The sequence below is a fragment of the Kitasatospora sp. NPDC101155 genome (genome assembly GCF_044768305.1).
Classification (GTDB): domain Bacteria; phylum Actinomycetota; class Actinomycetes; order Streptomycetales; family Streptomycetaceae; genus Kitasatospora.
The window spans coordinates 234,489-259,243 of record NZ_JBIWPN010000009.1 but is presented as its reverse complement, the minus strand read 5'-3'; the positions used below and the strand labels follow the sequence as shown (position 1 = coordinate 259,243).

Annotated in this window: 25 protein-coding genes; 16 read left to right on the top strand and 9 right to left on the bottom strand. The window is 72.1% G+C overall.

Features of this window, described 5'->3' with window-relative positions; all coding sequences use genetic code 11:
* The first annotated feature begins 68 nt into the window (after positions 1 to 68).
* From hpt to folE, 3 genes are all read left to right on the top strand, one after another.
* The gene (gene hpt, locus ACIRYZ_RS16705) at positions 69 to 623 is read left to right on the top strand and encodes a hypoxanthine phosphoribosyltransferase (protein WP_393031772.1); all 555 of its coding nucleotides are present in this window, start codon (positions 69 to 71) and stop codon (positions 621 to 623) included.
* Between the two features lie 226 nt (positions 624 to 849).
* Entirely contained in the window at positions 850 to 2,907 is a 2,058-nt protein-coding gene (gene ftsH, locus ACIRYZ_RS16700) for an ATP-dependent zinc metalloprotease FtsH (RefSeq protein ID WP_402944543.1), read from the top strand.
* A gap of 107 nt (positions 2,908 to 3,014) precedes the next feature.
* Positions 3,015 to 3,620 (top strand): GTP cyclohydrolase I FolE, encoded by a 606-nt coding sequence (gene folE, locus ACIRYZ_RS16695; protein WP_329883966.1) that lies wholly within the window; start codon positions 3,015 to 3,017, stop codon positions 3,618 to 3,620.
* 35 nt (positions 3,621 to 3,655) lie between these two features.
* Here folE and ACIRYZ_RS16690 read toward each other — a convergent pair whose 3' ends face one another.
* Positions 3,656 to 3,820 (bottom strand): hypothetical protein, encoded by a 165-nt coding sequence (locus tag ACIRYZ_RS16690; protein WP_402944540.1) that lies wholly within the window; start codon positions 3,818 to 3,820, stop codon positions 3,656 to 3,658.
* A gap of 126 nt (positions 3,821 to 3,946) precedes the next feature.
* Entirely contained in the window at positions 3,947 to 5,101 is a 1,155-nt protein-coding gene (locus ACIRYZ_RS16685; RefSeq protein ID WP_402944539.1) for an alpha/beta hydrolase, read from the bottom strand.
* 368 nt (positions 5,102 to 5,469) lie between these two features.
* Here ACIRYZ_RS16685 and ACIRYZ_RS16680 point away from each other — a divergent pair, with 368 nt between their 5' ends.
* The 7 genes from ACIRYZ_RS16680 to ACIRYZ_RS16650 all read left to right on the top strand — a co-directional run bounded on the left by ACIRYZ_RS16680 (position 5,470) and on the right by ACIRYZ_RS16650 (position 12,118).
* On the top strand, positions 5,470 to 7,314 hold the full coding sequence (locus ACIRYZ_RS16680; protein ID WP_402944536.1) for a phosphatidylglycerol lysyltransferase domain-containing protein: 1,845 nt from the start codon (positions 5,470 to 5,472) through the stop codon (positions 7,312 to 7,314).
* 75 nt (positions 7,315 to 7,389) lie between these two features.
* Complete coding sequence (gene folP, locus ACIRYZ_RS16675) at positions 7,390 to 8,271, top strand: dihydropteroate synthase (RefSeq protein WP_393031788.1); 882 nt, start codon at positions 7,390 to 7,392, stop codon at positions 8,269 to 8,271.
* A gap of 10 nt (positions 8,272 to 8,281) precedes the next feature.
* On the top strand, positions 8,282 to 8,779 hold the full coding sequence (locus ACIRYZ_RS16670; protein WP_387624798.1) for a nuclear transport factor 2 family protein: 498 nt from the start codon (positions 8,282 to 8,284) through the stop codon (positions 8,777 to 8,779).
* A gap of 247 nt (positions 8,780 to 9,026) precedes the next feature.
* Entirely contained in the window at positions 9,027 to 9,386 is a 360-nt protein-coding gene (folB, locus tag ACIRYZ_RS16665) for a dihydroneopterin aldolase (protein WP_030288941.1), read from the top strand.
* A gap of 43 nt (positions 9,387 to 9,429) precedes the next feature.
* Complete coding sequence (folK, locus tag ACIRYZ_RS16660; RefSeq protein WP_380613211.1) at positions 9,430 to 10,029, top strand: 2-amino-4-hydroxy-6-hydroxymethyldihydropteridine diphosphokinase; 600 nt, start codon at positions 9,430 to 9,432, stop codon at positions 10,027 to 10,029.
* Between the two features lie 176 nt (positions 10,030 to 10,205).
* Positions 10,206 to 10,694 carry a DUF3180 domain-containing protein gene (locus ACIRYZ_RS16655; RefSeq protein WP_387624792.1) on the top strand — a complete coding sequence of 163 codons (489 nt, stop codon included), beginning with the start codon at positions 10,206 to 10,208 and terminating at the stop codon, positions 10,692 to 10,694.
* Between the two features lie 200 nt (positions 10,695 to 10,894).
* Positions 10,895 to 12,118 carry a hypothetical protein gene (locus tag ACIRYZ_RS16650; protein WP_402944533.1) on the top strand — a complete coding sequence of 408 codons (1,224 nt, stop codon included), beginning with the start codon at positions 10,895 to 10,897 and terminating at the stop codon, positions 12,116 to 12,118.
* Positions 12,119 to 12,215: 97 nt separating this feature from the next.
* Here the strand turns inward: ACIRYZ_RS16650 and ACIRYZ_RS16645 are convergent, their stop codons facing one another.
* Entirely contained in the window at positions 12,216 to 12,791 is a 576-nt protein-coding gene (locus ACIRYZ_RS16645; protein ID WP_387632125.1) for a TerD family protein, read from the bottom strand.
* Positions 12,792 to 12,942: 151 nt separating this feature from the next.
* On the bottom strand, positions 12,943 to 13,440 hold the full coding sequence (locus ACIRYZ_RS16640; RefSeq protein WP_380613215.1) for a hypothetical protein: 498 nt from the start codon (positions 13,438 to 13,440) through the stop codon (positions 12,943 to 12,945).
* Positions 13,441 to 13,507: 67 nt separating this feature from the next.
* Here ACIRYZ_RS16640 and arfB point away from each other — a divergent pair, with 67 nt between their 5' ends.
* Positions 13,508 to 13,939 carry an alternative ribosome rescue aminoacyl-tRNA hydrolase ArfB gene (arfB, locus tag ACIRYZ_RS16635; RefSeq protein ID WP_393031798.1) on the top strand — a complete coding sequence of 144 codons (432 nt, stop codon included), beginning with the start codon at positions 13,508 to 13,510 and terminating at the stop codon, positions 13,937 to 13,939.
* 16 nt (positions 13,940 to 13,955) lie between these two features.
* Here the strand turns inward: arfB and ACIRYZ_RS16630 are convergent, their stop codons facing one another.
* The gene (locus tag ACIRYZ_RS16630) at positions 13,956 to 14,492 is read right to left on the bottom strand and encodes a flavin reductase family protein (protein ID WP_402944529.1); all 537 of its coding nucleotides are present in this window, start codon (positions 14,490 to 14,492) and stop codon (positions 13,956 to 13,958) included.
* A 357-nt stretch (positions 14,493 to 14,849) separates the two neighbouring features.
* Between ACIRYZ_RS16630 and ACIRYZ_RS16625 the strand changes: the two genes are divergently transcribed.
* Together ACIRYZ_RS16625 and ACIRYZ_RS16620 are read left to right on the top strand one after the other, a co-directional pair.
* Entirely contained in the window at positions 14,850 to 16,643 is a 1,794-nt protein-coding gene (locus tag ACIRYZ_RS16625) for a diguanylate cyclase domain-containing protein (protein WP_402944527.1), read from the top strand.
* Positions 16,644 to 16,844: 201 nt separating this feature from the next.
* The gene (locus ACIRYZ_RS16620) at positions 16,845 to 17,852 is read left to right on the top strand and encodes a carbohydrate-binding protein (protein WP_402944524.1); all 1,008 of its coding nucleotides are present in this window, start codon (positions 16,845 to 16,847) and stop codon (positions 17,850 to 17,852) included.
* Positions 17,853 to 17,915: 63 nt separating this feature from the next.
* Here the strand turns inward: ACIRYZ_RS16620 and nagA are convergent, their stop codons facing one another.
* Positions 17,916 to 19,097 carry an N-acetylglucosamine-6-phosphate deacetylase gene (gene nagA, locus ACIRYZ_RS16615; protein WP_402944521.1) on the bottom strand — a complete coding sequence of 394 codons (1,182 nt, stop codon included), beginning with the start codon at positions 19,095 to 19,097 and terminating at the stop codon, positions 17,916 to 17,918.
* A complete protein-coding gene (locus ACIRYZ_RS16610; RefSeq protein WP_402944518.1) occupies positions 19,094 to 20,041 on the bottom strand; it encodes an ROK family protein in 948 nt (315 codons plus the stop codon). The genes nagA and ACIRYZ_RS16610 overlap by 4 nt, the downstream gene beginning before the upstream one ends.
* A gap of 380 nt (positions 20,042 to 20,421) precedes the next feature.
* Here ACIRYZ_RS16610 and ACIRYZ_RS16605 point away from each other — a divergent pair, with 380 nt between their 5' ends.
* Positions 20,422 to 21,660, top strand: coding sequence for an extracellular solute-binding protein (locus ACIRYZ_RS16605; RefSeq protein ID WP_402944516.1), 1,239 nt, complete (start codon positions 20,422 to 20,424; stop codon positions 21,658 to 21,660).
* 19 nt (positions 21,661 to 21,679) lie between these two features.
* On the opposite strand, the gene ACIRYZ_RS16600 is transcribed toward ACIRYZ_RS16605, so the two are convergent.
* Positions 21,680 to 22,027, bottom strand: a complete 348-nt coding sequence (locus tag ACIRYZ_RS16600; RefSeq protein ID WP_393031818.1) for a cupin domain-containing protein — start codon at positions 22,025 to 22,027, stop codon at positions 21,680 to 21,682.
* 102 nt (positions 22,028 to 22,129) lie between these two features.
* On the opposite strand from ACIRYZ_RS16600, the gene ACIRYZ_RS16595 reads away from it, so the two are divergent.
* Together ACIRYZ_RS16595 and otsB are read left to right on the top strand one after the other, a co-directional pair.
* Positions 22,130 to 22,357, top strand: coding sequence for a DUF3263 domain-containing protein (locus ACIRYZ_RS16595; protein WP_387617682.1), 228 nt, complete (start codon positions 22,130 to 22,132; stop codon positions 22,355 to 22,357).
* A gap of 86 nt (positions 22,358 to 22,443) precedes the next feature.
* Positions 22,444 to 23,268, top strand: a complete 825-nt coding sequence (gene otsB, locus ACIRYZ_RS16590) for a trehalose-phosphatase (RefSeq protein WP_402944645.1) — start codon at positions 22,444 to 22,446, stop codon at positions 23,266 to 23,268.
* Here the strand turns inward: otsB and ACIRYZ_RS16585 are convergent.
* Positions 23,255 to 24,721, bottom strand: a complete 1,467-nt coding sequence (locus ACIRYZ_RS16585) for a trehalose-6-phosphate synthase (protein WP_402944513.1) — start codon at positions 24,719 to 24,721, stop codon at positions 23,255 to 23,257. The genes otsB and ACIRYZ_RS16585 overlap by 14 nt on opposite strands.
* Between the last annotated feature and the right edge of the window lie 34 nt (positions 24,722 to 24,755).

Here is a 24,755-nt window from a genome sequence, read left to right as displayed (position 1 = left end):
GCGAGGCATGTCCCGGGGGAGCCGGCCGCCGGCCACACAGACCCCGAACGTTTGAGGACGTATCCCCGGTGGACCAGAACGACATGGGCGCTGACCTCGCGAAGGTGCTCATCAGCAAGGACGAGATCGACGCCAAGCTCCTGGAGCTGGCCGAGCGGATCGACCGGGACTACGCAGGCAAGGACCTGCTGATCGTCGGCGTCCTCAAGGGGGCCGTGATGGTCATGGCCGACCTGGCCCGGGTTCTGCACTCGCAGGTGACCATGGACTGGATGGCGGTCTCCTCGTACGGCATGGGCACCAAGTCCTCGGGCGTGGTGCGCATCCTGAAGGACCTGGACACCGACATCGCCGGCCGTGACGTCCTGATCGTCGAGGACATCATCGACTCCGGTCTGACGCTGTCCTGGCTGCTGGGCAACCTGGGCTCGCGCGGCCCGGCCTCGCTGGAGGTCTGCACCCTGCTGCGCAAGCCGGACGCCGCCAAGGTCGAGATCGACGTGAAGTACGTCGGTTTCGACATCCCGAACGAGTTCGTGGTCGGCTACGGCCTGGACTACGCGGAGAAGCTGCGTAACCTCCCCTTCATCGGGACCCTCGCCCCGCACGTCTACGGCGGCTGAGGCCCCGTTCGGGCGACGGGCGGGAACAGTAGGTTGTTCCCGCCCGTTAGGACCGGGGGGACAAGGAACGACAGCCGTGTCGCTGCGCTCCCGCCACGGGCGGGTCCGACTGCGGTACGGTCCAATAAACCGCTCTTCACATGAGCACAGACCGGATGCGCCGCGGCTCACAGCCTCCCGGCGCCGTTGAGTGGCAGGAGGGACGGGGCGGCAACGCCCCGCATGGATGGACGTTAAGCGATACTTCCGTGCGCCGATCATGTGGATCGTGCTGGCCGTCCTCGCCGTCATCGTACTGATGCAGGTCGTTTCGGACTCGAACGGCTACAAGACGGTGGACACCGGTCAGGTCGTCGCGGCGATCGACGCGCACAATGTCAAGTCCGCGCAGATCACCACCGGTGACTCGAACACGATCAAGATCCAGCTGAAGGACGGCGCCACGCTGTCCCCCGCCGGCACGGGCAAGGCCCCGTCCGGCAGCAAGTTCCAGGCCTCGTACATCGGCGACCAGGGTGTCGCGATCGCCGACAAGCTGCAGGCCCAGATCAACGACAAGGACCCGAACACACTCGCCGAGGGCTACACCGTCAGCCCGGAGAAGCAGAGCACCTTCGTCAGCCTGCTGCTGTCGATGCTGCCGATCGTGATCATCGTCCTGGTCTTCCTGTTCCTGATGAACCAGATGCAGGGCGGCGGCTCCCGCGTCATGCAGTTCGGCAAGTCCAAGGCCAAGCTGCTCACCAAGGACACCCCGAAGACCACCTTCGCCGACGTCGCCGGTACCGACGAGGCGGTCGAGGAGCTCCACGAGATCAAGGAGTTCCTGCAGGAGCCGGCCAAGTTCCAGGCCGTCGGCGCCAAGATCCCCAAGGGCGTGCTGCTCTACGGCCCGCCCGGTACCGGTAAGACCCTGCTGGCGCGTGCCGTCGCGGGCGAGGCCGGGGTGCCGTTCTACTCCATCTCCGGCTCGGACTTCGTCGAGATGTTCGTCGGTGTCGGTGCCAGCCGGGTCCGCGACCTGTTCGAGCAGGCCAAGGCGAACGCCCCGGCGATCGTCTTCGTCGACGAGATCGACGCCGTCGGCCGGCACCGCGGCGCGGGCCTCGGCGGCGGCCACGACGAGCGCGAGCAGACCCTCAACCAGTTGCTGGTCGAGATGGACGGCTTCGACGTCAAGGGCGGCGTGATCCTGATCGCCGCGACCAACCGCCCCGACATCCTGGACCCGGCGCTGCTGCGCCCGGGCCGCTTCGACCGCCAGATCGCGGTGGAGCGCCCCGACCTCCAGGGCCGCCTGGACATCCTCAAGGTGCACCAGAAGGGCAAGCCGATCGCGCCCGACGTCGACCTGTCGGCCGTCGCCAAGCGCACCCCCGGCTTCACCGGCGCCGACCTCTCGAACGTGCTCAACGAGGCCGCGCTGCTGACCGCCCGCTCGGACAAGAAGCTGATCGACAACGGCATCCTGGACGAGGCGATCGACCGCGTCGTGGCCGGTCCGCAGAAGCGCACGCGGATCATGTCCGACAAGGAGAAGAAGATCACCGCGTACCACGAGGGCGGTCACGCCCTGGTCGCGGCGGCCTGCCAGTACAGCGACCCGGTGCACAAGATCACCATCCTGTCCCGCGGCCGGGCCCTCGGCTACACCATGGTGCTGCCGGACGAGGACAAGTACTCCACCACCCGCAACGAGATGCTCGACCAGCTGGCCTACATGCTGGGTGGGCGCGCGGCGGAGGAGCTGGTCTTCCACGACCCGACCACCGGCGCCTCGAACGACATCGAGAAGGCCACCGCCACCGCGCGGGCCATGGTCACCCAGTACGGCATGACCGAGCGCCTGGGTGCGATCAAGTTCGGCAGCGACAACTCGGAGCCGTTCCTGGGCCGTGAGATGGGCCACCAGCGCGACTACTCGGAAGAGGTCGCCGCGCTGGTCGACGAGGAGGTCAAGAAGCTCATCGAGAGCGCGCACAACGAGGCCTGGGAGATCCTGGTCGAGAACCGCGACGTGCTCGACAACCTGGTTCTGGAGCTCCTGGAGAAGGAGACCCTGAACAAGGAGCAGATCGCCGAGATCTTCGCCCCCGTGGTCAAGCGCCCGGCCCGGCCGGCCTGGACGGGCTCCACCCGTCGTACGCCGTCCACCCGGCCGCCGGTGCAGTCGCCGAAGGAGCTGGCGCTCACCAACGGCGCCGCCGCCGTCGTCGACACCGCTCCGGTGGACATCGTGAAGCTCCCGCCGATGCCGGCCGCCGAGCCGCCGACCGAGAGCTGAGCAGGGCGCCCGTACGGAATGGATGCCGCGTCACCGGGGTTTGTACCCTGGAGGCGCGGCATCCGTGCTGTTCAGCCAGAGTCTTCCCACAAGTAAGCGAGGCCCGCATGATCGACCCGGTGACGCTCGACGGTCCGCCCGCCGTCGGGACCTTCGACCAGAAGCGGGCCGAGAACGCCATCCGCGAGCTGCTGCTCGCCGTGGGAGAGGACCCGGACCGAGAGGGCCTGCTGGAGACCCCGGCCCGGGTGGCGCGGGCCTACAAGGAGATATTCGCGGGTCTGTGGCAGGAGCCGGAGGAGGTCCTGACCACCACCTTCGACCTCGGCCACGACGAGATGGTGCTGGTCAAGGACATCGAGCTGACCTCGGTCTGCGAGCACCACCTGGTGCCGTTCCGCGGGGTCGCGCATGTCGGGTACATCCCGTCCACCAGCGGCAAGATCACCGGCCTGTCCAAGCTGGCCCGGCTGGTCGACGTCTACGCCCGCCGCCCGCAGGTGCAGGAGCGGCTGACCAGCCAGGTGGCCGACGCGCTGATGCGGATCCTGGAGCCGCGCGGGGCGATCGTCGTGGTCGAGTGCGAGCACATGTGCATGTCGATGCGCGGCATCCGCAAGCCCGGCGCCAAGACCATCACCTCCTGCGTGCGCGGCCAGCTGCGCGACCCGGCCACCCGGGCCGAGGCGATGAGCCTCATCATCGGCCGGTAGCGGCAGCGGCCGGCAGCGGCCGGCAGACGGACGACTCAGGGCACCTCGTGCTCCGCGTGCGGCGGAGCCGGGGTGCCCAGCGCGTTGCGGCGCTCGGACATCCGCAGGGTGACCATCCGGCGCCAGCCGAAGGCGCGGTCGTACAGGTAGGCCTGGTCGTTCCGGTAGATCTCGTTGAAGAGCGAGCGGGTGCTCAGCACGGCGCCTCCTGCGCGGATCCGGGGCGGTGCCCGTGGGAAGTCGGACGGGCGGCCGCGATGCGTTCCCCCGGGCCGCCGGCCGGCCGGGCCGACCGGCGGGTAGTCACTCACACGCGCCGGCGCCGGTCACCCCAGGTGCGAGCCCAGCCATTCGAGCGAGGCGGGCAGCTCCCTGGTCCAGCTGTCGAAGTTGTGGCCGCCGTCCTCCAGGAAGAGCGACTCGACCTTGAACTGGGGATTGGCCGCGGCGACCCGGGTGGCCTGGTCGACGAACTGGGCGGTCAGCGGGTAGTCCGACTCCTTGCGGGTGGAGACCACCAGCAGGTTGAGCGGCGGGGCCGGGAGGTTCTGCAGCCGCCAGCCGAGGTCGTGCTGCTGCGTCAGCGCCTTGTCGCCGTTGAAGAGGTCGCCGCCGGTGTACTGGTCCTGGCGCACCGAGACGTCGCCGTGCAGGCCGGCCGCGTTGCCGTAGACGTTCGGGAAGCGCATCGACAGGCGCATCGCGCAGCTGCCGCCGGTGGAGTAGCCGATCAGGCCCCAGGACCCGGCCGAGCGCCCGAGCCGGTAGGTGCTGTGCAGCGCCTCGGGCAGGTCCTTGACGAACCAGGTCTCGGTGCGGGGCCCGCCGGGGACGTCCACGCACTCGGTGTCCCGGGACGGGACGACCGCCGGGCGGGCCAGCACCAGGACGGCCGGCGGCATCTTGCCGGAGTGCTGCAGCTCGATCGCGGTCTGCAGCAGCGGCAGCTCCTTCATCAGGTTCAGGGTGGTGCCCGGGTAGCCGGCGATGGCCACCACGGCCGGGAAGCGGACCAGGGCGAACTTCGGGTCGAAGTACGCGGGCGGCAGGTAGACGAACATCTGGTCGGCGAAGCCGGTCTCCTTGCCGCTGACCCGGACCGACTCGATCTTGCCGACCTCCTCGGGCGTGCCCTTGGGCAGGTTGCCGATGGTCTCCAGGCCGCCCTCGCCGGTCGGCTGGATCAGTTGCTCGGAGACCGGGGTGCCGCCCTTGTGGTTCTCGTTGCTGGTCAGCGCGTGCTTGGCGCTGCCGGGGTCGAGCAGGTCGTTCCAGGAGGTGTAGAAGCCGAAGGAGTTGTTCACCGACAGCGCCAGCACTGCCACGATCGACATCTGAACGACGGTCAGCAGGCCGATCCGGCCGAGCACCGGCAACGGGCGCTGCCGGGCCAGCCGGGGCCAGATCCACAGCGTGGTGAGGAGGGTCGCGACGCCGAGGGCGAGCAGCGAGTTCACCAGTGCGTCGCTGGTCAGTTCCATGCCGTCGGCCTTCCGGTGGGGCGCTGTCGGTGCAGGCTTCATCGTCTGGCGGCCCGTCAGACCGGGCCACCGCTGCTAGGCCGACCGGATGCCCGGGAGGGCGGGGGAGACTGGGGGCAACCGGCGCCCTAGAATGCGGCGTCCACCGGTACGTAACGCGTGCCGGAGGGCCCGGGCCCGCCTCACGGCGGCGGGCCCTAGGCTCCCACCCCCGGCTCAACCGCAGCGCACCCACGGCACCGGTTTACCTACCGTTTCCGGATCCTTGGTATGCGCATGGCCTGATGAAGGAATAGGCATGAAGGTCCATCACACGTGCTCCCCCGGAGTGACCGGACACCGCCCCGCAGCCTCTACGCTGAGCTTCCATGAGTGTTCCCGTGTCCGTTGAGCCGAGCCCCGAGCAGCCGTCGCCGCCCCGTCGGCGCGGTCTGCAGACGCTGCGCAACCAGGCGGCCGCCGTCCCGAGGGCCTGGCTCCCGGGAGCGGTCGGCTACGCCTGTCTGCTGATCGGGCTGATGGACATCGCCAGCGCGGTGTTCCCCAAGCTCCGGCACACCAAGATGCACACCTTCGCCGGGCAGCTGCCGGGCGGCACCACCAGCCTGGCCGCGGTCGGCACGCTGATGGTCGGCATCCTGCTGGTGCCGCTGGCGCACGCGCTGCGCCGTCGCAAGCGGCGGGCCTGGCGCGCGGTCTGCGTGCTGCTGCCGGTCAGCGCCGCGCTGCACATCGTCCGCTGGCACCAGATCGGCCCGGCGGTCGTCTCGCTGGTGGTCCTCGCCGTGATGCTGGTGCACCAGCGCGAGTTCTACGCCAAGGCCGACCCGCGCACCCGCTGGGGCGCGGTGGTCAACCTGGTCGTGATGGGCGCCCTCAGCGTGCTGCTCGGCCTGCTGATCGTGAGCACCCGCACCCGGTACGAGGTCGGGCACCCGGCGATCATGGAGCGGCTGCAGCACGTCGGGTACGGACTGTTCGGCTTCGAGGGCCCGGTCCGCTACACCAACGAGCGGATGTCCGACCTGGTGGCCTACCTGCTCGGCGGGCTCGGCCTGCTGACCGCCTTCACCACCGCCTACCTGGCGCTGCGCCCCGGCAAGCCGAAGCCGGAGCTCACCGCCGAGGACGAGGACAAGGTCCGCGAGCTGCTCAAGCGGCACGGTGAGCGCGACTCGCTCGGCTACTTCGCGCTGCGCCGCGACAAGAGCGTGCTGTTCTCGCCCACCGGCAAGGCCGCGATCTCCTACCGGGTGGTCTCCGGCGTGATGCTGGCCTCCGGCGACCCGGTCGGCGACGTCGAGGCCTGGCCGGGCGCGATCAAGGTGTTCATGGCCGAGGCCCGCGAGCACGCCTGGGTGCCGGCCGTGATGGGCTGCAGCGAGGTCGGCGGCGAGGTCTGGACCCGTGAGGCGGGTCTGGACGCGCTGGAGCTGGGCGACGAGGCGATCGTCGACACCTCGACCTTCTCGCTGGCCGGCCGCGCCATGCGCAACGTGCGCCAGATGGTCAAGCGGATCGAGCGCAACGGCTACTCCTGCAAGGTGCGCCGGGTCTCCGAGCTCGCCGCGGACGAGAAGTACCGGATCGCCGATGCCGCCGCCCGCTGGCGCGGGACCGACACCGAGCGCGGCTTCTCGATGGCCCTGGGCCGCTTCGGCGACCCGCTGGACGACGACTGCGTCGTGGTCACCGCCCACAAGGCCCCGGAGGAGGGCGAGAGCGGCGACGACCTGAAGGCCGTGCTGCACTTCGTGCCCTGGGGGCCGGACGGCATCTCGCTGGAGCTGATGCGCCGCGACCGCGCCGCCGACCCGGGCCTGAACGAGCTGCTGATCGTCGCCGCCCTGCAGGCCGTGGGCGCCATGGGCATCCGCCGGGTGTCGCTCAACTTCGCGATGTTCCGCTCGGCGCTGGCCCGCGGCGAGCGGATCGGCGCCGGCCCGGTGCTGCGCGCCTGGCGCGGACTGCTGGTCTTCCTGTCCCGCTGGTTCCAGATCGAGTCGCTGTACAAGTTCAACGCCAAGTTCCAGCCCGAGTGGGAGCCGCGCTTCCTGGTCTTCCCGAGCACCCGGGATCTGCCGCGGATCGGCTTCGCCGCGATGCAGGCGGAGGCCTTCATCACCCTGGGCATGCCGCGCTTCGGCCGCAAGCGCCAGCGGGAGGGCCTGATGCCCGTCCCGTCGACCCGTGAGGCCACCGAGGCCGCCTGAGGCTCCTCGACACCGTCCGGGGCCCCTGCCGAGAACGCTCGGCGGGGGCCCCGTTCGATAGTGCTCCGGTCGATAATGGGCAGCATGAACGATTCGCCGTCCTTCTCCCTGCCGGCTGGACTGCCGCGGCTCGACCGCTGCGCGGTGATGGGCGTGGTCAACGTCACGCCCGACTCCTTCTCGGACGGCGGGCTCTGGTTCGACCCCGCCAAGGCGATCGCGCACGGGCTGGCCCTGCGCGCCCGCGGCGCGGACCTGGTGGACGTCGGCGGCGAGTCCACCCGGCCCGGCTCGCAGCGGGTGCCCGAGGAGGAGGAGCTGCGCCGGGTGCTGCCGGTGGTGCGCGAACTCGCCGCCGCCGGGATGGTGGTGTCCGTCGACACCATGCGGGCCTCGGTCGCCGAGCGGGCCGTGGAGGCCGGCGCCGCGATCGTCAACGACGTCTCCGGCGGGCTCGCCGACCCGGCGATGGCCCGGGTGGTCGCCGAGACCGGCGCGCCCTTCGTGGTGATGCACTGGCGCGGGCAGTCCGCCGACATGGACCAGCTGGCCGTCTACGACGACGTGGTCACCGACGTGGTCGCCGAGCTGACCGACCGGATGGACGCCCTGCTGGCCGCCGGGGTCAAGGAGGACCAGCTGATCCTCGACCCGGGGCTCGGCTTCGCCAAGACCCCCGGGCACAACTGGGCGCTGCTCGGCCGACTGGACGCGCTCACCGCGCTCGGCCGTCCCGTGCTCGTCGCCGCTTCGCGCAAGCGGTTCCTGGGTACGCTGCTCGCCGACCCGGAAACCGGGGAGCTGCGCCCGGCCCGCGAGCGGGACGACGCGACCGCGGCGGTCTCGGTGCTGTCGGCCCAGGCCGGTGCCTGGGCGGTACGGGTGCACGACGTGTCCGGTACGGCGGACGCCGTCCGCGTGGTCGCGGCCTGGCAGCGCGCGGCGCGGCTGGGGTGAGGGAGGGTCTGTGACAGGTGACGGCAGGTTGAGCGGCGCGGCGGCCGGAAAGGCCCACGAGGTGGACCTGGAAGCGGTGCTCGCGGCGAACCGGGGGTTCTACGAGGCGCTGGAGCGGGGGGACGTCGAGGCGGTCGAGGAGGCCTGGCTGGGCCCGGAGTACGCCGACGACAAGGGTGGCGTGGTGTGCGTGCACCCCGGCTGGCCGGTGCTGCGCGGGCGGGCGCAGGTGACCCGCTCGTACATGCTGATCATGATGAACACGGAGTACATCCAGTTCTTCCTGACCGATGTCGAGGCCGAGGTCCACGGAGATGTGGCCCTTGTCACGTGCACCGAGAACATCCTCTCCGGCGGCGAGGCGGAGGAGGAGGGGGAACTCGGGCCGCTGGTCGGCGGAAAGGTCGTCTCCAGCAATCTGTTCCGTCGCACCCCGGCCGGGTGGAAGCTCTGGTCGCATCATGGTTCACCTGTTCTGACCAGCGGTGACGAGGACGACGAGGACTGATTTCCACGGTCGCGGAAAATCGGCGCCGGACCGTCGCCGGGGAATTTCCGAGTGGTCACCGAACGTTCACGTCAATCGCCGGATCGGTGCGCGTGGCGACGGTTCGTGCCGGGTAGGACGGTCAGACGTTGTCCGCGCTCGCGGGTAGATTCGAAACGGAGTGGCGGGTGTGCTGCCCGCCGTCGCCCTGCCCGTCCATGCCTTTCTCCGGGCGGGGCCCGTCCGACTGGGAGCAGTGATTCGTTTGCTGGACCGCGTCACCCTGCGGGGGCTGCGAGCCCGGGGCCACCACGGCGTCTTCGAGCGCGAGCGCGTCGAGGGCCAGACCTTCGTGGTCGATCTCGTGCTGTACCTGGACACCCGCCCCGCCGCGTCCGGAGACGACCTCACCCGCACGGCGCACTACGGCATCGTGGCCGAGGAGGTCACCGCGATCATCGCCGGGGAACCGGTCGACCTGATCGAGACCCTGGCCCAGCGCATCGCCGACCAGTGCCTGAAGCACGACGCGGTCGAGGAGGTCGAGGTCACCGTGCACAAGCCGGACGCCCCGATCACCGTGCCGTTCGACGACGTGACCGTGACCATCCACCGGGGCCGCGCATGACCCCCACCGCGCGCCTGGTTTCCGATGCAGAGGGATTTCTTCGATGAACAGCAGTGACCCGATCGCCGAGCCGAACGCGTTCGACCTGGAGAGCCGGGTGGACTCCGCCGACACCACGCTGCACAGCCAGCGCTGCGCGGTGATCGCGCTCGGCAGCAACCTGGGCAACCGGCTGGACACCCTGCAGGGTGCCGTCGACGCGCTCGCCGACACCCCCGGGCTGAGGATCAAGGCCGTCTCGGCGGTCTACGAGACCGAGGCCGTCGGCGGCCCGGACGAGCAGCCCAACTACTACAACGCGGTCGTCGTGCTGCGTACCTCACTGCCCCCGCGGGACCTGCTGGAGCGCGGCAACGCGATCGAGGATGCCTTCGGGCGGGTCCGCGAGGTCCGCTGGGGTCCGCGCACCCTGGACGTCGACATCCTGGCCTACGAGGGCGTCGTCAGCGACGACCCGCAGCTGGTGCTGCCGCACCCGCGCTCGCACGAGCGGGCCTTCGTGCTCGCCCCGTGGCTAGACGCCCAGCCGGAGGCCGAGGTGCCCGGGCACGGGCAGGTCGCCGCGCTGCTGGCGGCGCTCGGCGGTCCGGACGCGCAGGGCGTGAAGCGCCGCGACGACATCCGGCTGACCCTGCCGGAGTAGCCCCACGAGAGACGCGCCCGCCACCGGTCGGCCGGCGGGCCGGGGAACTCGGCCGGGGGGCCCGGCCGTACGAGTAGATGTCCGCCCGGCCCGGCCCGGTACGGTGGCCTGGCGTCGCCGTGCCGGGCCACCGGCCGGCCGGCGGGCTCTGGTACCCCGGGAAGGACCTCCTCCGCGTGAAGCTGCTTCGCCTCCGCCTGCTGATCGGCATCACCGCCGCGACGACGGCGCTGTCCTGGGCCGGTTCCAAGCTGTGGGCTTCCCTGGACACGCTGCCGGCCGTGCCGGCCGCGGCGCCGGCGGTACTGGCGGCGGTGGCGGTGATCCTGCTGGCGACCACGATCTCGCTGCGGTCCCGGCTGAAGGCGGTGCGCGAGCGGCTGCCCGGTGCGAAGCGGGTCGACCCGCTGCTGGCGGCCCGCGCGGTGGTGCTGGGGCAGGCCAGCGCGCTGGTCTCCTCGGTGGTCACCGGGATCTACGCCGGGGCCGGGATCTACCTGCTCGGCGAGCTGGACGTGTCGGCCCGCAAGGACCAGGCCGTCACCGCCGGGCTCGCGGTACTGGCGGGGGCCGCGGTGATCGCGGCGGCGCTCTGGCTCCAGCACGTGTGCAAGCTGCCGGAGAACCACGACGACCCGAGCGGGCCGGCGGCCTCGCACCGCTGAGACGTCCGCGGGATCGGAAGCCGGTCATCGGCGGGTCGTCGGCGGGGCATCGACCTGCCGACGCCGGGACGTCGCTGAGCAGGCCCTTTTTAGTGATCTTGAGTGAAAAGCCGGGCACGTGCGGTAAAAATGACACCATGTCAAGGGCGGAACGGGACCCTGGGCTGACACGCCCCCAATTCGCACGCTAGTTTCTTGGCATGTCTCGCGGACGCCACCGTCATTCCTCCGTCCTCGGCCGGATCTTTCCCCCCACCGCCGCCGGCGTACTGCTGGTCGCCGCACTGGCCGCTCTGCTTTTCAGTCAGGACACCATCCTGGTGCGCTCGGTGGGCGTCGCGGCGCTGATCGCGGTGCTCGGCTTCGCGCTGCTGCTGCGCCAGCGGGACAAGGCGGCCCGGGCGGCCGCCGAGGTGTCCGCCGCGCAGCGGATGCGCGCCGAGGAGCGCTTCGAGGAGCAGTTGGCCGAGGCCGAGTACGCGGCCGAGGTCGCCGAGGAGCGGGCCACCCGGTTCGGGCGGCGGCTGACGGCGGAGAAGTCGCGGCTGGCGAAGGCCGAGACCGAGATCGCCCGGCTGCTGCGGGAGCGGGCCGTGACGGTGGCCGAGCAGGCCCTCAAGGAGGCGGAGGCGGCCCAGCGGGCGCTCGCCGCGAGCCGTCCGAAGTACCCGGCCAGCCCGGCCGCGTTCGTCCGCGCGGCGGCCGTGCTGCGGCTGCTGGCGCGGCGGGCGGCGGAGCAGGAGGCGCAGCGGGCCCCCCGGACGCTGGGCGAGGTGCCGGCGGGCGCGGAGGTCGCGCTGCGGGCGCCCGCGACGCAGGCGCTGAGCGGCACGGCCGCCCCGGCCGCGCCGGCGCCCAAGCCGGTGTCCGTGCCGGCCCCGGTCGCGCCCTCGGTGCCCACTCCCGCGCAGGCGCCGGCGGGCCAGGCCCCGGCGCAGCCGAAGCCGGTGCAGCCCGCCGCGCTGCGCCCGGCGCTGACCGCGACGGTCGGTCAGCTCGGCGGGACGCAGAGCGTTCCGGCCGTGGCGCCGGCCCCGGCCGAGCGGCAGCGGACGCGCCCGGCGCAGTCCGGGCAGGCGCGCGGGCAGGGCTTCAGCTTCTTCGGCCGCACCTCGGGTGCGGCGGTACGGGCGGCCGCTCCGGCGCCGGCGGTGGGCAGCATCGCCGAGCTGGGGGACCGTGCGGACCTGGCGGACGTGGTGGGCGACGAGGCGGTCGCCGCGAAGGCGAAGGCCGAGGCGCAGGCGGCGGAGTCGGCCGTGCCGGACGGCGCGCGGCCCGCGCGGTCCGGACAGCCCTCGCGGCCCACGCCGTCGTCGGACGCGGCCGAGGAGCCGGAGCAGGGTGAGCCGACCGTGGTGGACCTGACGCCGGAGGACGAGACCGAGCTGATCGAGCTGCCGCAGCTGCGCGCCTCGCGCTGAGGAGCCTGCGCGAAAGCCCGCGGCGCGGGAAGTCGGACGGATCGACTTCCCGCGCCGCGGGCTTTTTCGGGGCAGGCCGGATCTGCTGGGGGGTGCGTCAGATCTGGACGCCGAAGTCCTGGGCGATGCCGGCCAGGCCGGAGGCGTAGCCCTGGCCGACGGCGCGGAACTTCCACTCGCCGTTGTTGCGGTAGAGCTCGCCGAAGATCATCGCGGTCTCGGTGGCGGCGTCCTCGGAGAGGTCGTAGCGGGCGATCTCGGCGCCGCCGCCGGCGTTCACCACGCGGATGTAGGCGTTGCGCACCTGGCCGAAGTTCTGGCCGCGGGCGACGCCGTCGTAGATGGTGACCGGGAAGGTGATCTTGACGGCCTCGGCCGGCAGGCCGGCCAGGTTGACGTTGATCGACTCGTCGTCGCCCATGCCCTCGCCGGTGCGGTTGTCACCGGTGTGCACGACGGTGGCGTCCGGCGTGCTGGTGTTGTTGAAGAAGACGAAGTGGGCGTTGGACAGCACCTTGCCGTCCGCGTTCAGGACGATCGCGCTGGCGTCGAGGTCGAATTCGGCGCCGGTCGTGGTGCGGACGTCCCAGCCCAGGCCGACGCTGACCGCGGACAGGCCGGGGGCCTCCTTTGTCAGCGAGACGTTGCCACCCTTGGAGAGGCTCACTGGCATGGCGATTGCAGTCCCTTCGTTCGCTTTTCCCGGGAGAACGAGATACTCCGGTGGCATGGTTCCACGGCGTCCGTGAATTCTTCGCGGGGTGTCAAGCAAGAGCAAAGGGTGGGCAATGCGACGGCCGGGCGACGGGCTCGGGCGCCGGGGCTCAGACCCGGGGGAAGCGGCCCTGGAGCGACCAGATGTTCGGATTGTCGGCCAGGTCGGGGTGCATGTCGAAGAGGTCGGCGAGGGTGTCCTGGAGGAAGTCCCGGGCCTCGCGCCGCAGGTCGCTGTGGCGCACCACGGCGGGCGGTTCGTCCCGCAGCCAGGTGGCGGTGATCTCCACCCAGTTGAAGCGGCGGGCGAAGCGCAGCAGCTCGGTGTTCTGGGTGAAGTCGAGGTCGGCGGTCTGCACCCGGGCGGCCCGGGAGCCGTCCGGGTCGCGGTCGAGCTGCTCGACGATGTCGCACAGCGCCCAGGCGAAGTCCAGCACCGGCACCCAGCCCCAGCGGGTGGAGAGTTCGGCGCCCTCGGCGTCCAGGTAGACGTCGCCGCAGAACAGGTCGTACCGCAGCGAGCGCACGGGGGCGGTGCGGTAGTCGGTCTGCGGGGGGTCGGGGAAGCGGTTGGAGAGGGAGTAGCCGAGCTCGATCACGTACGCCATTGTCGGGGTTCGGGGCGCGGGCGGATAACCGGGTGACCCGGCGCACCCGACGCGGGATGATGGGCGCATGCCCGAGCCCATCCGCGTACGGGGGTCGGTGGTCGTCCCCGACGCCGAGCTCGTCTGGCGCTTCTCGCGTTCTTCCGGCCCCGGTGGCCAGCACGTCAACACCTCCGACTCCAAGGTCGAGCTGCGCTTCGACCTGGCGGCCTCCAGGGCGCTGCCCGAGGTGTGGCGCGAGCGTGCCGTGGAGCGGCTGGCGCACCGGCTGGTGGACGGCCGGGTGCTGGTGGTCCAGGCCTCCGAGTACCGCTCGCAGTGGCGCAACCGGGAGGCGGCCGCGGCCCGCCTGGCGGCGCTGCTGACCGAGGCGTGCGCGCCGCCGCCGAAGGCCCGGAGGGCGACCAGGCCGAGTCGCGGGATGGTCGAGCGGCGGCTGTCCAACAAGCGGCAGCGCTCCGAGCTGAAGCAGGGTCGGCGGGCGCCGCGCCAGGACTAGCCGGGTTCCGGGGGCTCTAGCCGAGGGCGCGGTAGCCGCCGCGGAAGTAGAGCAGCGGGTGGCCGCCGGGGGTGGGGACCGTGGCCTCCAGGACGCGGCCGACCAGCAGGGTGTGGTCTCCCGCGGGTATCCGCTGTTCGGTGCGGCACTCGACGGCGGCCAGCGCGCCCTCGACCAGTGGGGCGCCGGTCCGCGGGCCGCGCCGGTGCGGGGTGTCCGCGAACAGCAGCCGGTCGCTGAGCCGGCCCTTCATGGCGAAGCGGGAGCCGAGCGTCTTCTGCCCCTCCGCCAGCACCGAGACCGCCCAGGTGTCGACCCGGGAGAGCACCTCGTCCATCCGGGAGTCCTCGCGGACCGAGATCAGCACCAGCGGCGGCTCCAGCGACACCGAGAGGAAGGACGTGGCGGTCATGCCGATGTCCTCCCCGTCCTCCGGGTCGTGGACGGTCACCAGGCTCACGCCGGCGGCGAGCTGGGAGAGTGCTGCCCGGAACTCGTCGGGCGTGGCGTGGGAGGCAGCTTCGGGCTGCGGGGACGGGTACACGTACCGCACGGTAGCTGGCGGCCGCGGGGAACGGCATCGGGCCGTGGTCGTAGGACCAGCGGTGCGGTCGGGCCGGGCCCGGAGCGGACTCACCCCCAGGAGTGAAGCCGGGGGATCGGCGGGTGCAGGGGGCTTCAGCGTGCGGCCGATGCGGCCGACCACGAGAAATGTTCCGATAGCGCTTTATGTCCCGCTATGGGGCGGATGAACTGATTAAGGACGCATTAGTGTCGTGTGATTTAAGTCACAAGTGATGGCCTATTGCTGACCGAGCGTGCCGAACGCTGTGCTCCCTGTGATTCAGTTCTTCTGGCAATCGGACGATAACCAATCAAGAACTATCCGAAGCAGCCGGGGAGCCCCCGCATGGAAGCCGAGTCGGAGCCGTACGTCCGTCTCGCGACCCTCCGCACCTTGCACCGGGTCGTGGCGGACCTCAACGCTGCCCGCAGCCTGGCGGGCACGCTGCAGGCCGTCGTCGAGGGCGCGGTGCACGGACTCGGCTTCGACTCCGCCGCGGTCAGCCTGGTCCGGCCGGACGGCGACCTCGTGGTGGCGGCGGTCTGGGAGCTGGAGGAGAGCCCGATGGGCGGGCCCTCGGTGCTGCTCGGGCAGGTCGGCTCGCGGGAGTCCTGGGACCGGCTGCTCGGCGTCAGCGACCACTGGGGCACCCTGCGCTTCCTGCCGTATGACCGCGGCTGGGCCGTCGCCAGCGACATCCCGCGCTGGATCGGGGACGGCCCGCTGCCCGTCTACGCCAACGACTGGCACCCCGCCGACGGGCTGCTCGCCCCGATGTACAGCGCCGGCGGCGACCTGCTCGGCGTCCTCTCGGTGGACCGCCCGCGCAGCGGCAAGCGGCCCGGGGCCTGGACCCGCGAGGCGCTGGAGATGTTCTCGCTGCAGGCCTCCATCGCGATCGGCAACGCCCGGCTGCGGGCCGAGATGCAGCGCGCGCTGGCCCGGCTGGAGAAGGAGCAGCAGGCCCTGCGGGCCAGCGAGGAGAGCTTCCGCCAGGCCTTCGAGTACGCGCCGAGCGGGATGGCCATCACCGAACTGCACGGCGCCGGGCGCGGCCAGCTGACCAGGGTCAACGACGCGCTCTGTCGACTGCTCGGCCGCCCCCGGGCGGTGCTGCGCCAGCAGAGCTTCGCGGATCTGGTCCACCCCGAGGACCGGGCGCTGCTGGAACGCACCAGCGCCGAGAGCGGCCGGGCGGAACTGCGGCTGTCCCGGCGGGACGGCGGCTACCAGTGGGTCTGCCTGCGCAACTCGATCGTGGCGGACGCGGCCGAGGGCCCGAGCTTCCTGCTCACCCACGTCGAGGACATCGAGGACCGCAAGCGCCACGAATTCCAGCTCGCCCACCGGGCCAGCCACGACGCGCTCACCGGCCTGCCCAACGGCGCGGAGCTCAAGGCCCGGCTGGGCCGCCGGCTCTGCTCCGAGCCGCAGCCGGTCGGCGCCGCCGCCACGTCCGGCGGGGACGCCTACCCGTCGCCGTACGGCTACCCGGCCGACTCGTACAGCGCGCACGCGGCGTACGACGGCCTGGAGGGGGCGGATCCGTACGCCGGGCCGGTGCACGGATACGGGCCGGCCGAGGACGGCGGCCTGCTGCCCGGCCTCGCCCCCGGCTACGGGGAGCACGTGCACGCCGTGGTCCCGGCCGAGTACGGGCCGACCGGCGACGCGTGGTCCGCGCCGTTCCGCTCCGGCCCGCCGGCCCCGGCGGACAAGGGGCTCGCAGTGCTCTTCTGCGACCTGGACGGCTTCAAGTCGATCAACGACCGGTTCGGGCACAACGCGGGCGACGCGGTGCTGGTCGAGGTGGCCCGGCGACTGAGCGGGGCGGTCCGGGACGGCGACACGGTGGCCCGCCTCGGCGGCGACGAGTTCGTGGTGCTGGCCGACGGGATCGGCCGCGAGGAGGCCAAGGACCTCGCCCACCGGCTGCGCAACGCGATCATCCCGCCGATGCGCATCGACGGGCGGGCGATGCGGGTGGGGGTGAGCCTGGGGGTCGGCTGGGCCGGCTGCGGGATGAGCATCGAGGAGGTGCTGCACACCGCGGACGAGCGGATGTACGACGAGAAGCGGGCCCGTGGTGGTGCGGTGCGGGGGGCGCGCGGGGAGCGCTCGCACCGACGGGCGGGCTGACGGGGCTCTCCGCGCTTCGATCGGCTGTTTGCCGAGGTCGGTCGGGTGCCGAGCATCCGGCGCCGCGCAGGTTACCCGCGAGTTGTCAAGGGCTCTTTTCCCGCTGTCCGCTGCGGCAGGTAGGGTTCCCCGTACGACAGCGTCCATGATCTGCGCCGCCCGCAGCCCGGCGGCGCGCACCGGATGGGGGAACAGACCACCGTGACGACCGCCGGCGACAACGGAGTGCCCGAGGGCCAGGGGGGCGGTGCCCCGCAGGACGACGACCCGTTCGGCTACCTCTACCGCCCGGCCGACGGCTCCACCGGGCAGCCGGCCGAGCCGCAGCAGGGCGTGCCCCGGACGTCGTACAACCGGCCGATGGAGGTCGGGCGTGCGCAGTACGGACAGCCTTACCCGCAAGGGGGGCCGCCGCGTGCGCAGCAGCAGGCCCCGTACGGCCAGCCCGGCCCGTACGGCCAGCAGCCGGTGCCGCAGCAGCAGGCCCCGTACGGCCAGCCCGGCATGCAGCAGCAGGCCGAGTACGGCGTGCCCACCCAGCAGACCCGCTACGCCGAGCACTCCCGGCCGCAGCCGGGGGAGGAGCGGCAGAGCAGCGGCCGGAGCAGGGGCGCGGTGATCGGCGCGGTCGCCGTGGTCGCGGCGATAGCGATCGGGGCCGGGATCGCGCTCTCCACCGGCGACCCGGACCGCGACAAGAACGCCAAGGGCGGCGGCACCACGACCACCGCCCCGCCGGCCCCCAGCACCCCGGCGAGCAGCGCCACCAGCGGGACGGCCTCCCCTTCGGCGAGCGCCGGCGCCACCAACGGGCCGTCGACCGTGGACGCCGGCCAGCTGCAGGGCCAGAACGCGCCGTCCGGCAACAGCGTCAAGGGCGCCAAGTCCGCCGACGGCAGCTACCTGACGCTCCAGCAGGGCGGCTCGGTGACCTGGAACGGCCAGATCGCCACGGCCGGGACGTACAAGCTGAGCATTCACTACAACAACCCCGGCGGGGACGTGAAGGGCGCGGCGTCGGTCAACGGGAAGGACTGGCCGAGCGGCGTCACGTACAAGAACTACAACGCCGGCAAGGACCCGTCGGCCTCGTGGTTCACGACGTTCATCCTCCCGCAGTTCCAGGCGGGCCAGAACAGCGTCACCTTCATGCCGCCGTCCGGCGCGGCGGTGCTGATCGACCAGATCGTGATCGAGCCGAGCAGCTGAGACCGCCTCGGACACGACGCGGCCGCCCGTCCCCTGCCGGGGGAGGGCGGCCGTTGCCGTTGCTCAGGCGGACTTGACGGTGGAGAAGGTCTCTCCGCCGCGGACCCAGCGGCCGCGGCGCATCACGGCGACCAGGTCGTAGCTGTCGGAGTCGAGCACGACCAGGTCGGCGAGCTTGCCGGTCTCCAGGGAGCCGATGGAGTCGGCGAGGCCGAGCAGCCGGGCAGGGGTGGCGGAGAGCGACTCGACGGTCTGGTCGATGGTCAGGCCGTTGACGGTGACCGAGCGCTTGAACGCCACGTCCAGGGTGAGGGTGGAGCCGGCGATCGCACCGCCCTCGACCAGCCGGGCGACGCCGTCGGTGACCTGGACCTGGAGGGGGCCGAGGGGGTAGAGGCCGTCGCCCATGCCGGCGGCGCCCATGGCGTCGGTGATCAGGGCGACCCGGCTCGGGCCGGCGGTGCCGTAGGCGAGGTCGAGGACGGAGGGGTGCAGGTGCACGCCGTCGTTGATCAGCTCGACGGTGACCCGCTCGTCCTCCAGCAGGGCGACGATGGGGCCGGGGGCGCGGTGGGCGATGCCGGGCATGGCGTTGAAGAGGTGGGTGGCGACGGTGGCGCCGGCGTCGATCGCCTCCAGGGTGGTGGCGTAGTCGGAGTCGGTGTGGCCGACGGCGGCGATGACGCCGAGGTCGGCGAGCATGCGCACCGAGTCGAGGCCGCCGGGGAGTTCGGGGGCGAGGGTGACCATCTTGGCGTGCCCGCGGGCGGCGTCGACGAGTTTGCGGACGAGGGCCGGGTCGGGGTCGCGCAGCAGGTCGGGGCGGTGGGCGCCGCAGCGGTTGTGGGAGATGAAGGGGCCCTCGAAGTGGATGCCGGCCAGGACGCCGTCCTCGACGAGTTCGGAGAGGACGTGGGCCTGGCGGGCGAGGTCGTCGATCTCGCCGGTGACGGTGGAGGCGACGGTGGTGGTGGTGCCGTGGTCGAGGTGGGTGCGGGCGGCGAGCAGGGCCTCCTCGGCGATGCCGGAGGCGTAGGAGGCGCCGCCGCCGCCGTGGACGTGCAGGTCGACGAAGCCGGGGACGACGGTGTGGCCGGTCAGGTCCAGGTCGCCGGGCTCGGTCGCACCGCCGAAGCCGGCGATGCGCTCGCCCTGGACGGCGATCCGGTCGCCCTCGACGCCGCCGCCGGGCAGGACGAGTCGGGCATTCGCCAGGGAAGTACGGTCACGGTCCGCGGTGGTCACGCGGTCACCTCCATCGAGAGCAGATCCCAGGCGAGCAGGCCCGCGCCCAGGGACGCGGCGGTGTCTTTGAGCATGGCGGGTACGACCTCCGGGGGCATCTGGAAGGTCAGGCGCTCGGTGACCGCCGCGCGCAGGGGAGTGAAGAGCGTGCCGCCGGCCTCGGCCAGCCCGCCGCCGACGATCACCGTCGACGGGTCGAGCAGGCTCTGGGCGAGCACGATGCCGTCGGCCAGGGCGTCGACGGCCCGCTGCCAGACGGCGAGCGCGCGGTCGTCCCCGGCGTCCACCGCGGCGGCGCAGGATGCCGCGTCGGCGTCGGGGTCGCCGCTGGCCCCGGCCCAGGCGCGGGAGACGGCGGAGGCGGAGGCCAGCGTCTCCAGACAGCCGCGGGCGCCGCAGCCGCACTGCGGTCCGCCCGGGCGGACCACGACGTGGCCGATCTCGCCGCCGTAGCCGTGGGCGCCGGCCTCGATCCGGCCGCCGATGCCGATGGCGCCGGCGATGCCGGTGCCCAGGGCGATGAACAGGAAGCGGTCCACGCCCCGGCCGGCGCCGAGCCGGCCCTCGGCCAGGCCGCCCGAGCGCACGTCGTGGCCGAGGGCCACCGGCATCGCGGCGCCGCCGGGGGCGGCCAGGCGCTCGCCGAGCAGCGTGCGCAGCGGGAGGTCGCGCCAGCCGAGGTTCGCGGAGAAGACCGCGATCCCGTTCTTCTCGTCGATCGTGCCGGGGACGGCCACGCCGGCCGCGAGCGGGGCGACGCCGAAGCGACTGCGGCCCTCGTCCGCCAGATCGGCGGCGAAGTCGAGGATGGCGGCGACGACGGCGTCGGGGCCGTGCTCCCGCCCGGTCGGTCGGCGTGCCTCGAACAGCACGGAGCCGTCCTGGGCGAGCAGCGCGGCCTTCATGCCGGTGCCGCCTACATCGAGTGCGATGACGTGCTTCACGGAGGACAGTTTCCCTTGGTCGGGTCGAAGAGGTCTAGTCCAGTTCTTGGATTGGTCTGGTCCATGCTGGGTGAGCTTTGTCTCGGGTGCGGGGGCGTCCGCCGGGTCCCGGCCGGCGGCCGTCGGGTCCCGGCTGTCGGTGTCGGCTGTCGGCGCGGGCGGTGTGTCCGCCGGCTGTTGCGCATCGTGCAATGAAGCCGGGCACTTCGGTAACTACTCGGCGGGTGGGGCCGAGTGGTGTGGACCAGTGGACAGCGGGTTTGGCAGTCTTGCGCGTCCCCCCTGCCGGATTCCCTCATCCGGCCGCAGTTCATCCCCTGAAGGCGGTACCCGCGTTGAACAGGCGCGCCCACGTTTCCACCCGTGTGCTCGGTAGTGCGATGGCCGGAGCACTGGTGCTCACCGCGGTCAGCGCGTGCAGCGGGCAGGGCGACGGGCCGGTCACGCTCAAGCTGGTCGCCGCGGACTACGGGGAGAACGTCGAGACCAGCTCCAAGCACTACTGGGACGACGTCTCCAAGGCCTTCGAGGCCGCCAACCCGGGCATCAAGGTCCAGGTCGAGGTCGACAGCTGGACCGACATCGGCAAGAAGGTCGACGACATGATCGCGGCCGGGAAGTCGCCCGACCTGCTGCAGACCGGCGGGTTCGCCGACCAGGTCGCGGCGGACCGGCTGTACCCGGCGGCGGACGTGCTCTCGATGGACACCCAGGCGAAGTTCATGGACAACTTCGCCCACGCCGGGCAGGTGCTGGGCACCCAGTACGGGATCCCGTTCGTGTCGTCGTCGCGGGTGCTCTTCTACAACAAGGCGATCTTCAAGCAGGCCGGCGTCACGCAGCCGCCGACCACCTGGAACGAGCTGCGGGCCGCGGCCGAGAAGATCAAGGCCAAGGTGCCGGGGGTGACCCCGTACGGGCTTCCGCTGGGGCCGGAGGAGGCGCCGGCCGAGTCGATGCTGTGGACGCTGAGCGGCGGCGGGAGCATCTCGGACGACGTCGGCAACTACACCATCGACAGCGACCAGAACCAGGCCACGTTCAGCTGGCTGAAGAGCAACCTGGTGAACACCGGGCTGACCTACGCCGACCCGGGCAAGATGAACCGCACGCCGGTGTTCCAGGACTTCGCGTCGGGCAAGGTCGCGATGCTGAACGGGCATCCGACGCTGCTGCGGATGGCGTCCGCCGGGAAGATCGACTTCGGGACGGCGCCGATTCCGAAGAAGGACGGGGCGGGGAAGACCGGGAGCCTCGGGGTCGCGGACTGGATGATGGCGTTCAAGGCCAACGGGCACAAGAACGAGATCAAGAAGTTCCTGTCCTTCGTCTACTCGCGCGACTACCAGCTGAAGTTCGACGAGCAGTACAACCTGCTGCCGGTGACCCAGGACGCGTTCAGCCAGATGTCGTCCGATCCCAAGCACGAGGACCTCAAGCAGTTCGCGGTCGGGCTGACCAACGCGAGCTTCTACCCCTTCGGGGACCCGGCCTGGGGTGAGGTCAGCAACCGGATCAAGGCCGGGATCGGGCAGGCGGTCACGGGGGACCCGAAGCAGGTGCTCGGCGGGCTGCAGGACTCGGCGGTGAAGGAGGCGGCCCGGGTCCGCAAGCAGTAGGACCCGGGGCTTCCCGGTCTCAGCTGGGGAGCGTGATCGCGTAGGCCTTGCGGAGGGTCTCGTGGACGGTCCAGGTGGTGCGGTCGCCCTCGCGCAGGACGGCGCAGTCGCCGGGGCCGACCCGCAGGGTCGGGCCGCCCTCGATCTCGATGGTGGCCCGGCCGCTGAGCACCACGAACATCTCGTCGGCCTCGACGTCGGTGACCACGCCCGGGGTGATCTGCCAGATGCCGCGCAGCTGGCGGCCGTCGGGGGACTCGGACAGGACCTTCCCGGTGACCTCGGGGGTGCCGGAGACGATCTGGGACGGGTCGAGAGGCTCGGGGACGAGCTCGGTGGTGGGGATGTGCACGGCGAAGCTGATCATGGGTCGACGGTAGCCGTGCGGCGGGGGCGTGGTCGTCCCGCAGAGTGTGTCGGGGTTCGGCGGGAGAATGACACTCCGTAGTGATGGGCGGAGGTGTCCTCGGTGGGCGAGCTGAGTGAGCGGGACCGGGCGGTGCTGGCGCTGGAGGGGCGGCAGTGGCGGACGGCGGGGGCCAAGGAGCGGGCGATCCGGGAGGAGTTGGGGCTCTCCTCCACGCGGTACTACCAGCTGCTGAACGGGCTGTTGGACCGGGAGGAGGCGTTGGCGGCTGCGCCGGTGCTGGTGAATCGGCTGCGGCGGGTTCGGGAGGCGCGGCGGGGGGCTCGTTGAGGGGGCGAGTGGGGGCTGTGGGAGGGGCGCTCCGGGGTACGGGTGTTGGGGGTGGGGGTATGGGCTGATGTATGGGCCTTGAAGAGATGGTTGTGCCGGTCACTGATGCCGGGCGGGACGGGTTGCGGGCGATTCTGGCGGCGCCGGGGGACGCGGTGATCGCCCTGGACTTCGATGGCACCTTGGCGCCGATCGTGGCGGATCCGGCGCTGGCTCGGGCGCATCCGGGGGTGGTGGGGGTGTTGCGGGGGTTGGGGGCCGCGGTGGGGGCCGTGGTGGTGGTGACGGGGCGGCCGGCCGGGTTGGCGGCCGAGTACGGGGGGTTCGACGGGGTGCCGGGGCTGGTGGTGCTGGGGCACTACGGGGCCGAGCGGTGGGAGGGCGGTGTGGTGACGGCGCCCGAGGTGCATCCGGGGGTTGCGGGGGTGCGGGCGGCGTTGCCGGAGTTGTTGGAGCGGGTGGGGGCGCCCGAGGGGACGTGGGTGGAGGACAAGGGGCGCTCGGTGGCGGTGCACACCCGGCGGACGGGGGCGCCGGAGGAGACGTTGGAGTTGTTGCGGGCGCCGGTGGGGGAGTTGGCCGCCGAGTACGGGCTGGTGGTGGAGCCCGGGCGGCTGGTGTTGGAGCTGCGGCCGCCGGGGGTGGACAAGGGGGCGGCGCTGACCGGGTTCCTGCGGGAACGGGGGGCGCGGTCGGTGCTCTTCGCGGGGGACGACCTGGGGGACGTGGCGGCCTTCGCGGCGGTGGAGGAGCTGCGCGGGCAGGGGGTGGCGGGGCTGCTGGTGTGCGCCGGCGCGGTGGGGGACGCGCCGGTGCGCGAACTCGCCGACCGGGCGGATGTGGTGGTCGACGGGCCCGAGGGTGTGGTGGAGCTGTTGGGTGCTTTGGGGGAGGCGGTCAGAGGGCGTTGAGCTGGTCGAGGAACCACTGCTGCGGGGGGAGCGCGGTGGCCGCGGCGGCGAGGCGCTTGGTGCGGTCGGCGCGCTCCTCCGGGCTCATGGTGAGGCCGGCGTGCAGGGCCTCGGCGGTGGCGATGACGTCGTAGGGGTTGACGGTGAGGGCGTCGTCCTTGAGTTCGGTGTGGGCGCCGGCCTCGCGGGAGAGGACGAGGGCGCAGCCGCTGTCGGAGACGACCGGTACTTCCTTGGCGACCAGGTTCATGCCGTCCCGGATGGGATTGACGAGGGCGACGTCGGCCAGGCGGTAGGCGGCGAGGGAACGCGGGAAGTCGTCGTTGACGTGCAGGATCAGGGGTTGCCAGGTGGGGGTGGCGAATTCGGTGTTGATGGCGTCGGCGAGGTGCCGCACCGACGCCGTGTAGTCGCGGTATTCGGCCAGGTCGGTGCGGGAGGGGTAGGCGAAGGCGATGTGCACCACCCGGTCGTGCCACTCGGGGTGGGAGCGGAGCAGATGCCGGTAGGCCTGGAGGCCGCGGACGATGTTCTTGCTCAGCTCGGTGCGGTCGACCCGGACGATGGTGTGGCGGTCGCCGACGGAGGTGCGGAGGGCGGCGAGGCGTTCGTCCACGTCGGGGCGGTGGGCGCGTTCGCGGAGGAAGTCGGCGTCGGCGCCCAGGGCGTGGACGCCGAGGTGGGTGGTGCGGCCGATGTGGGTGACGGTCATCGCCTCGTGGTCGACGGTGGCGCCGAGTTGGTCCTCGCAGCAGGCGGCGAAGGCGCGGGCCCAGCGTTCGGTGAGGAAACCGGCCCGGTCGGCGCCGAGGATGCCGGTGAGGACGGCGCGGGCGACGTCGTCGGGGAGCATCCGGTAGTACTCGGGCGGGGCCCAGGGAGTGTGGGAGAAGTGGCCGATCCGCAGGTCGGGACGGGCCGCGCGGAGCAGGGCCGGGGTCAGGGAGAGGTGGTAGTCCTGGACGAGGACCGCGGCGTTCGGGGCGGCTTCGGCGGCCAGGGCCTCGGCGAAGGCCGTGTTGTAGGCCTGGTAGGCGGCCCATTCGGTGCGGAAGCCCGCGTCGAAGGAGGGTGCGGTGGGGGTCGCGTAGAGCAGGTGGTGGACGAACCAGAGGGTGGAGTTGGCGACGCCGTTGTAGGCGTGGGCGAAGGTCTCCGGGTCGATGTCCAGCATCCGTACGGCCTGGCCGCCGACGTCGTGGCCGGCCAGGTCGAGGCGGCCGTCGGGGGCTTCTGCCGCGGCTCGGCGGTCGGCGTCGCCGAGGGCGGCGCACACCCAGACGGCGTTCGGGTCGTCGATCGCGGAGAGGCCGGAGACGAGGCCTCCGCCGCCGCGGCGCAGGGTCAGCGTGCCGTCGTCGGCGGCGCTGAACGACACCGGTCCCCGATTGGAGGCCACCAGGACGGGGGCGGTGCCGGTCGCGCTCGAACGTTCGGTCGTGAGATCGCCCATGGTTGGCATCTTGCCGGGGGCTCGGGTCGGCAAA

Coding starts and splice junctions, on each gene's coding strand:
- ACIRYZ_RS16645 (WP_387632125.1), bottom strand. CDS start 12,791: ATGCCAGTGAGCCTCTCCAAGGGTGGCAACGTCTCGCTGACAAAGGAG.
- ACIRYZ_RS16605 (WP_402944516.1), top strand. CDS start 20,422: ATGGCCGGAGCACTGGTGCTCACCGCGGTCAGCGCGTGCAGCGGGCAG.
- ftsH (WP_402944543.1), top strand. CDS start 850: ATGGACGTTAAGCGATACTTCCGTGCGCCGATCATGTGGATCGTGCTG.
- ACIRYZ_RS16685 (WP_402944539.1), bottom strand. CDS start 5,101: ATGGAACTGACCAGCGACGCACTGGTGAACTCGCTGCTCGCCCTCGGC.
- ACIRYZ_RS16585 (WP_402944513.1), bottom strand. CDS start 24,721: ATGGGCGATCTCACGACCGAACGTTCGAGCGCGACCGGCACCGCCCCC.
- ACIRYZ_RS16650 (WP_402944533.1), top strand. CDS start 10,895: ATGTCTCGCGGACGCCACCGTCATTCCTCCGTCCTCGGCCGGATCTTT.
- folP (WP_393031788.1), top strand. CDS start 7,390: ATGGGCAGCATGAACGATTCGCCGTCCTTCTCCCTGCCGGCTGGACTG.
- ACIRYZ_RS16600 (WP_393031818.1), bottom strand. CDS start 22,027: ATGATCAGCTTCGCCGTGCACATCCCCACCACCGAGCTCGTCCCCGAG.
- otsB (WP_402944645.1), top strand. CDS start 22,444: ATGGTTGTGCCGGTCACTGATGCCGGGCGGGACGGGTTGCGGGCGATT.
- arfB (WP_393031798.1), top strand. CDS start 13,508: ATGCCCGAGCCCATCCGCGTACGGGGGTCGGTGGTCGTCCCCGACGCC.
- folE (WP_329883966.1), top strand. CDS start 3,015: ATGATCGACCCGGTGACGCTCGACGGTCCGCCCGCCGTCGGGACCTTC.
- ACIRYZ_RS16640 (WP_380613215.1), bottom strand. CDS start 13,440: ATGGCGTACGTGATCGAGCTCGGCTACTCCCTCTCCAACCGCTTCCCC.
- ACIRYZ_RS16680 (WP_402944536.1), top strand. CDS start 5,470: ATGAGTGTTCCCGTGTCCGTTGAGCCGAGCCCCGAGCAGCCGTCGCCG.
- ACIRYZ_RS16625 (WP_402944527.1), top strand. CDS start 14,850: ATGGAAGCCGAGTCGGAGCCGTACGTCCGTCTCGCGACCCTCCGCACC.
- folK (WP_380613211.1), top strand. CDS start 9,430: ATGAACAGCAGTGACCCGATCGCCGAGCCGAACGCGTTCGACCTGGAG.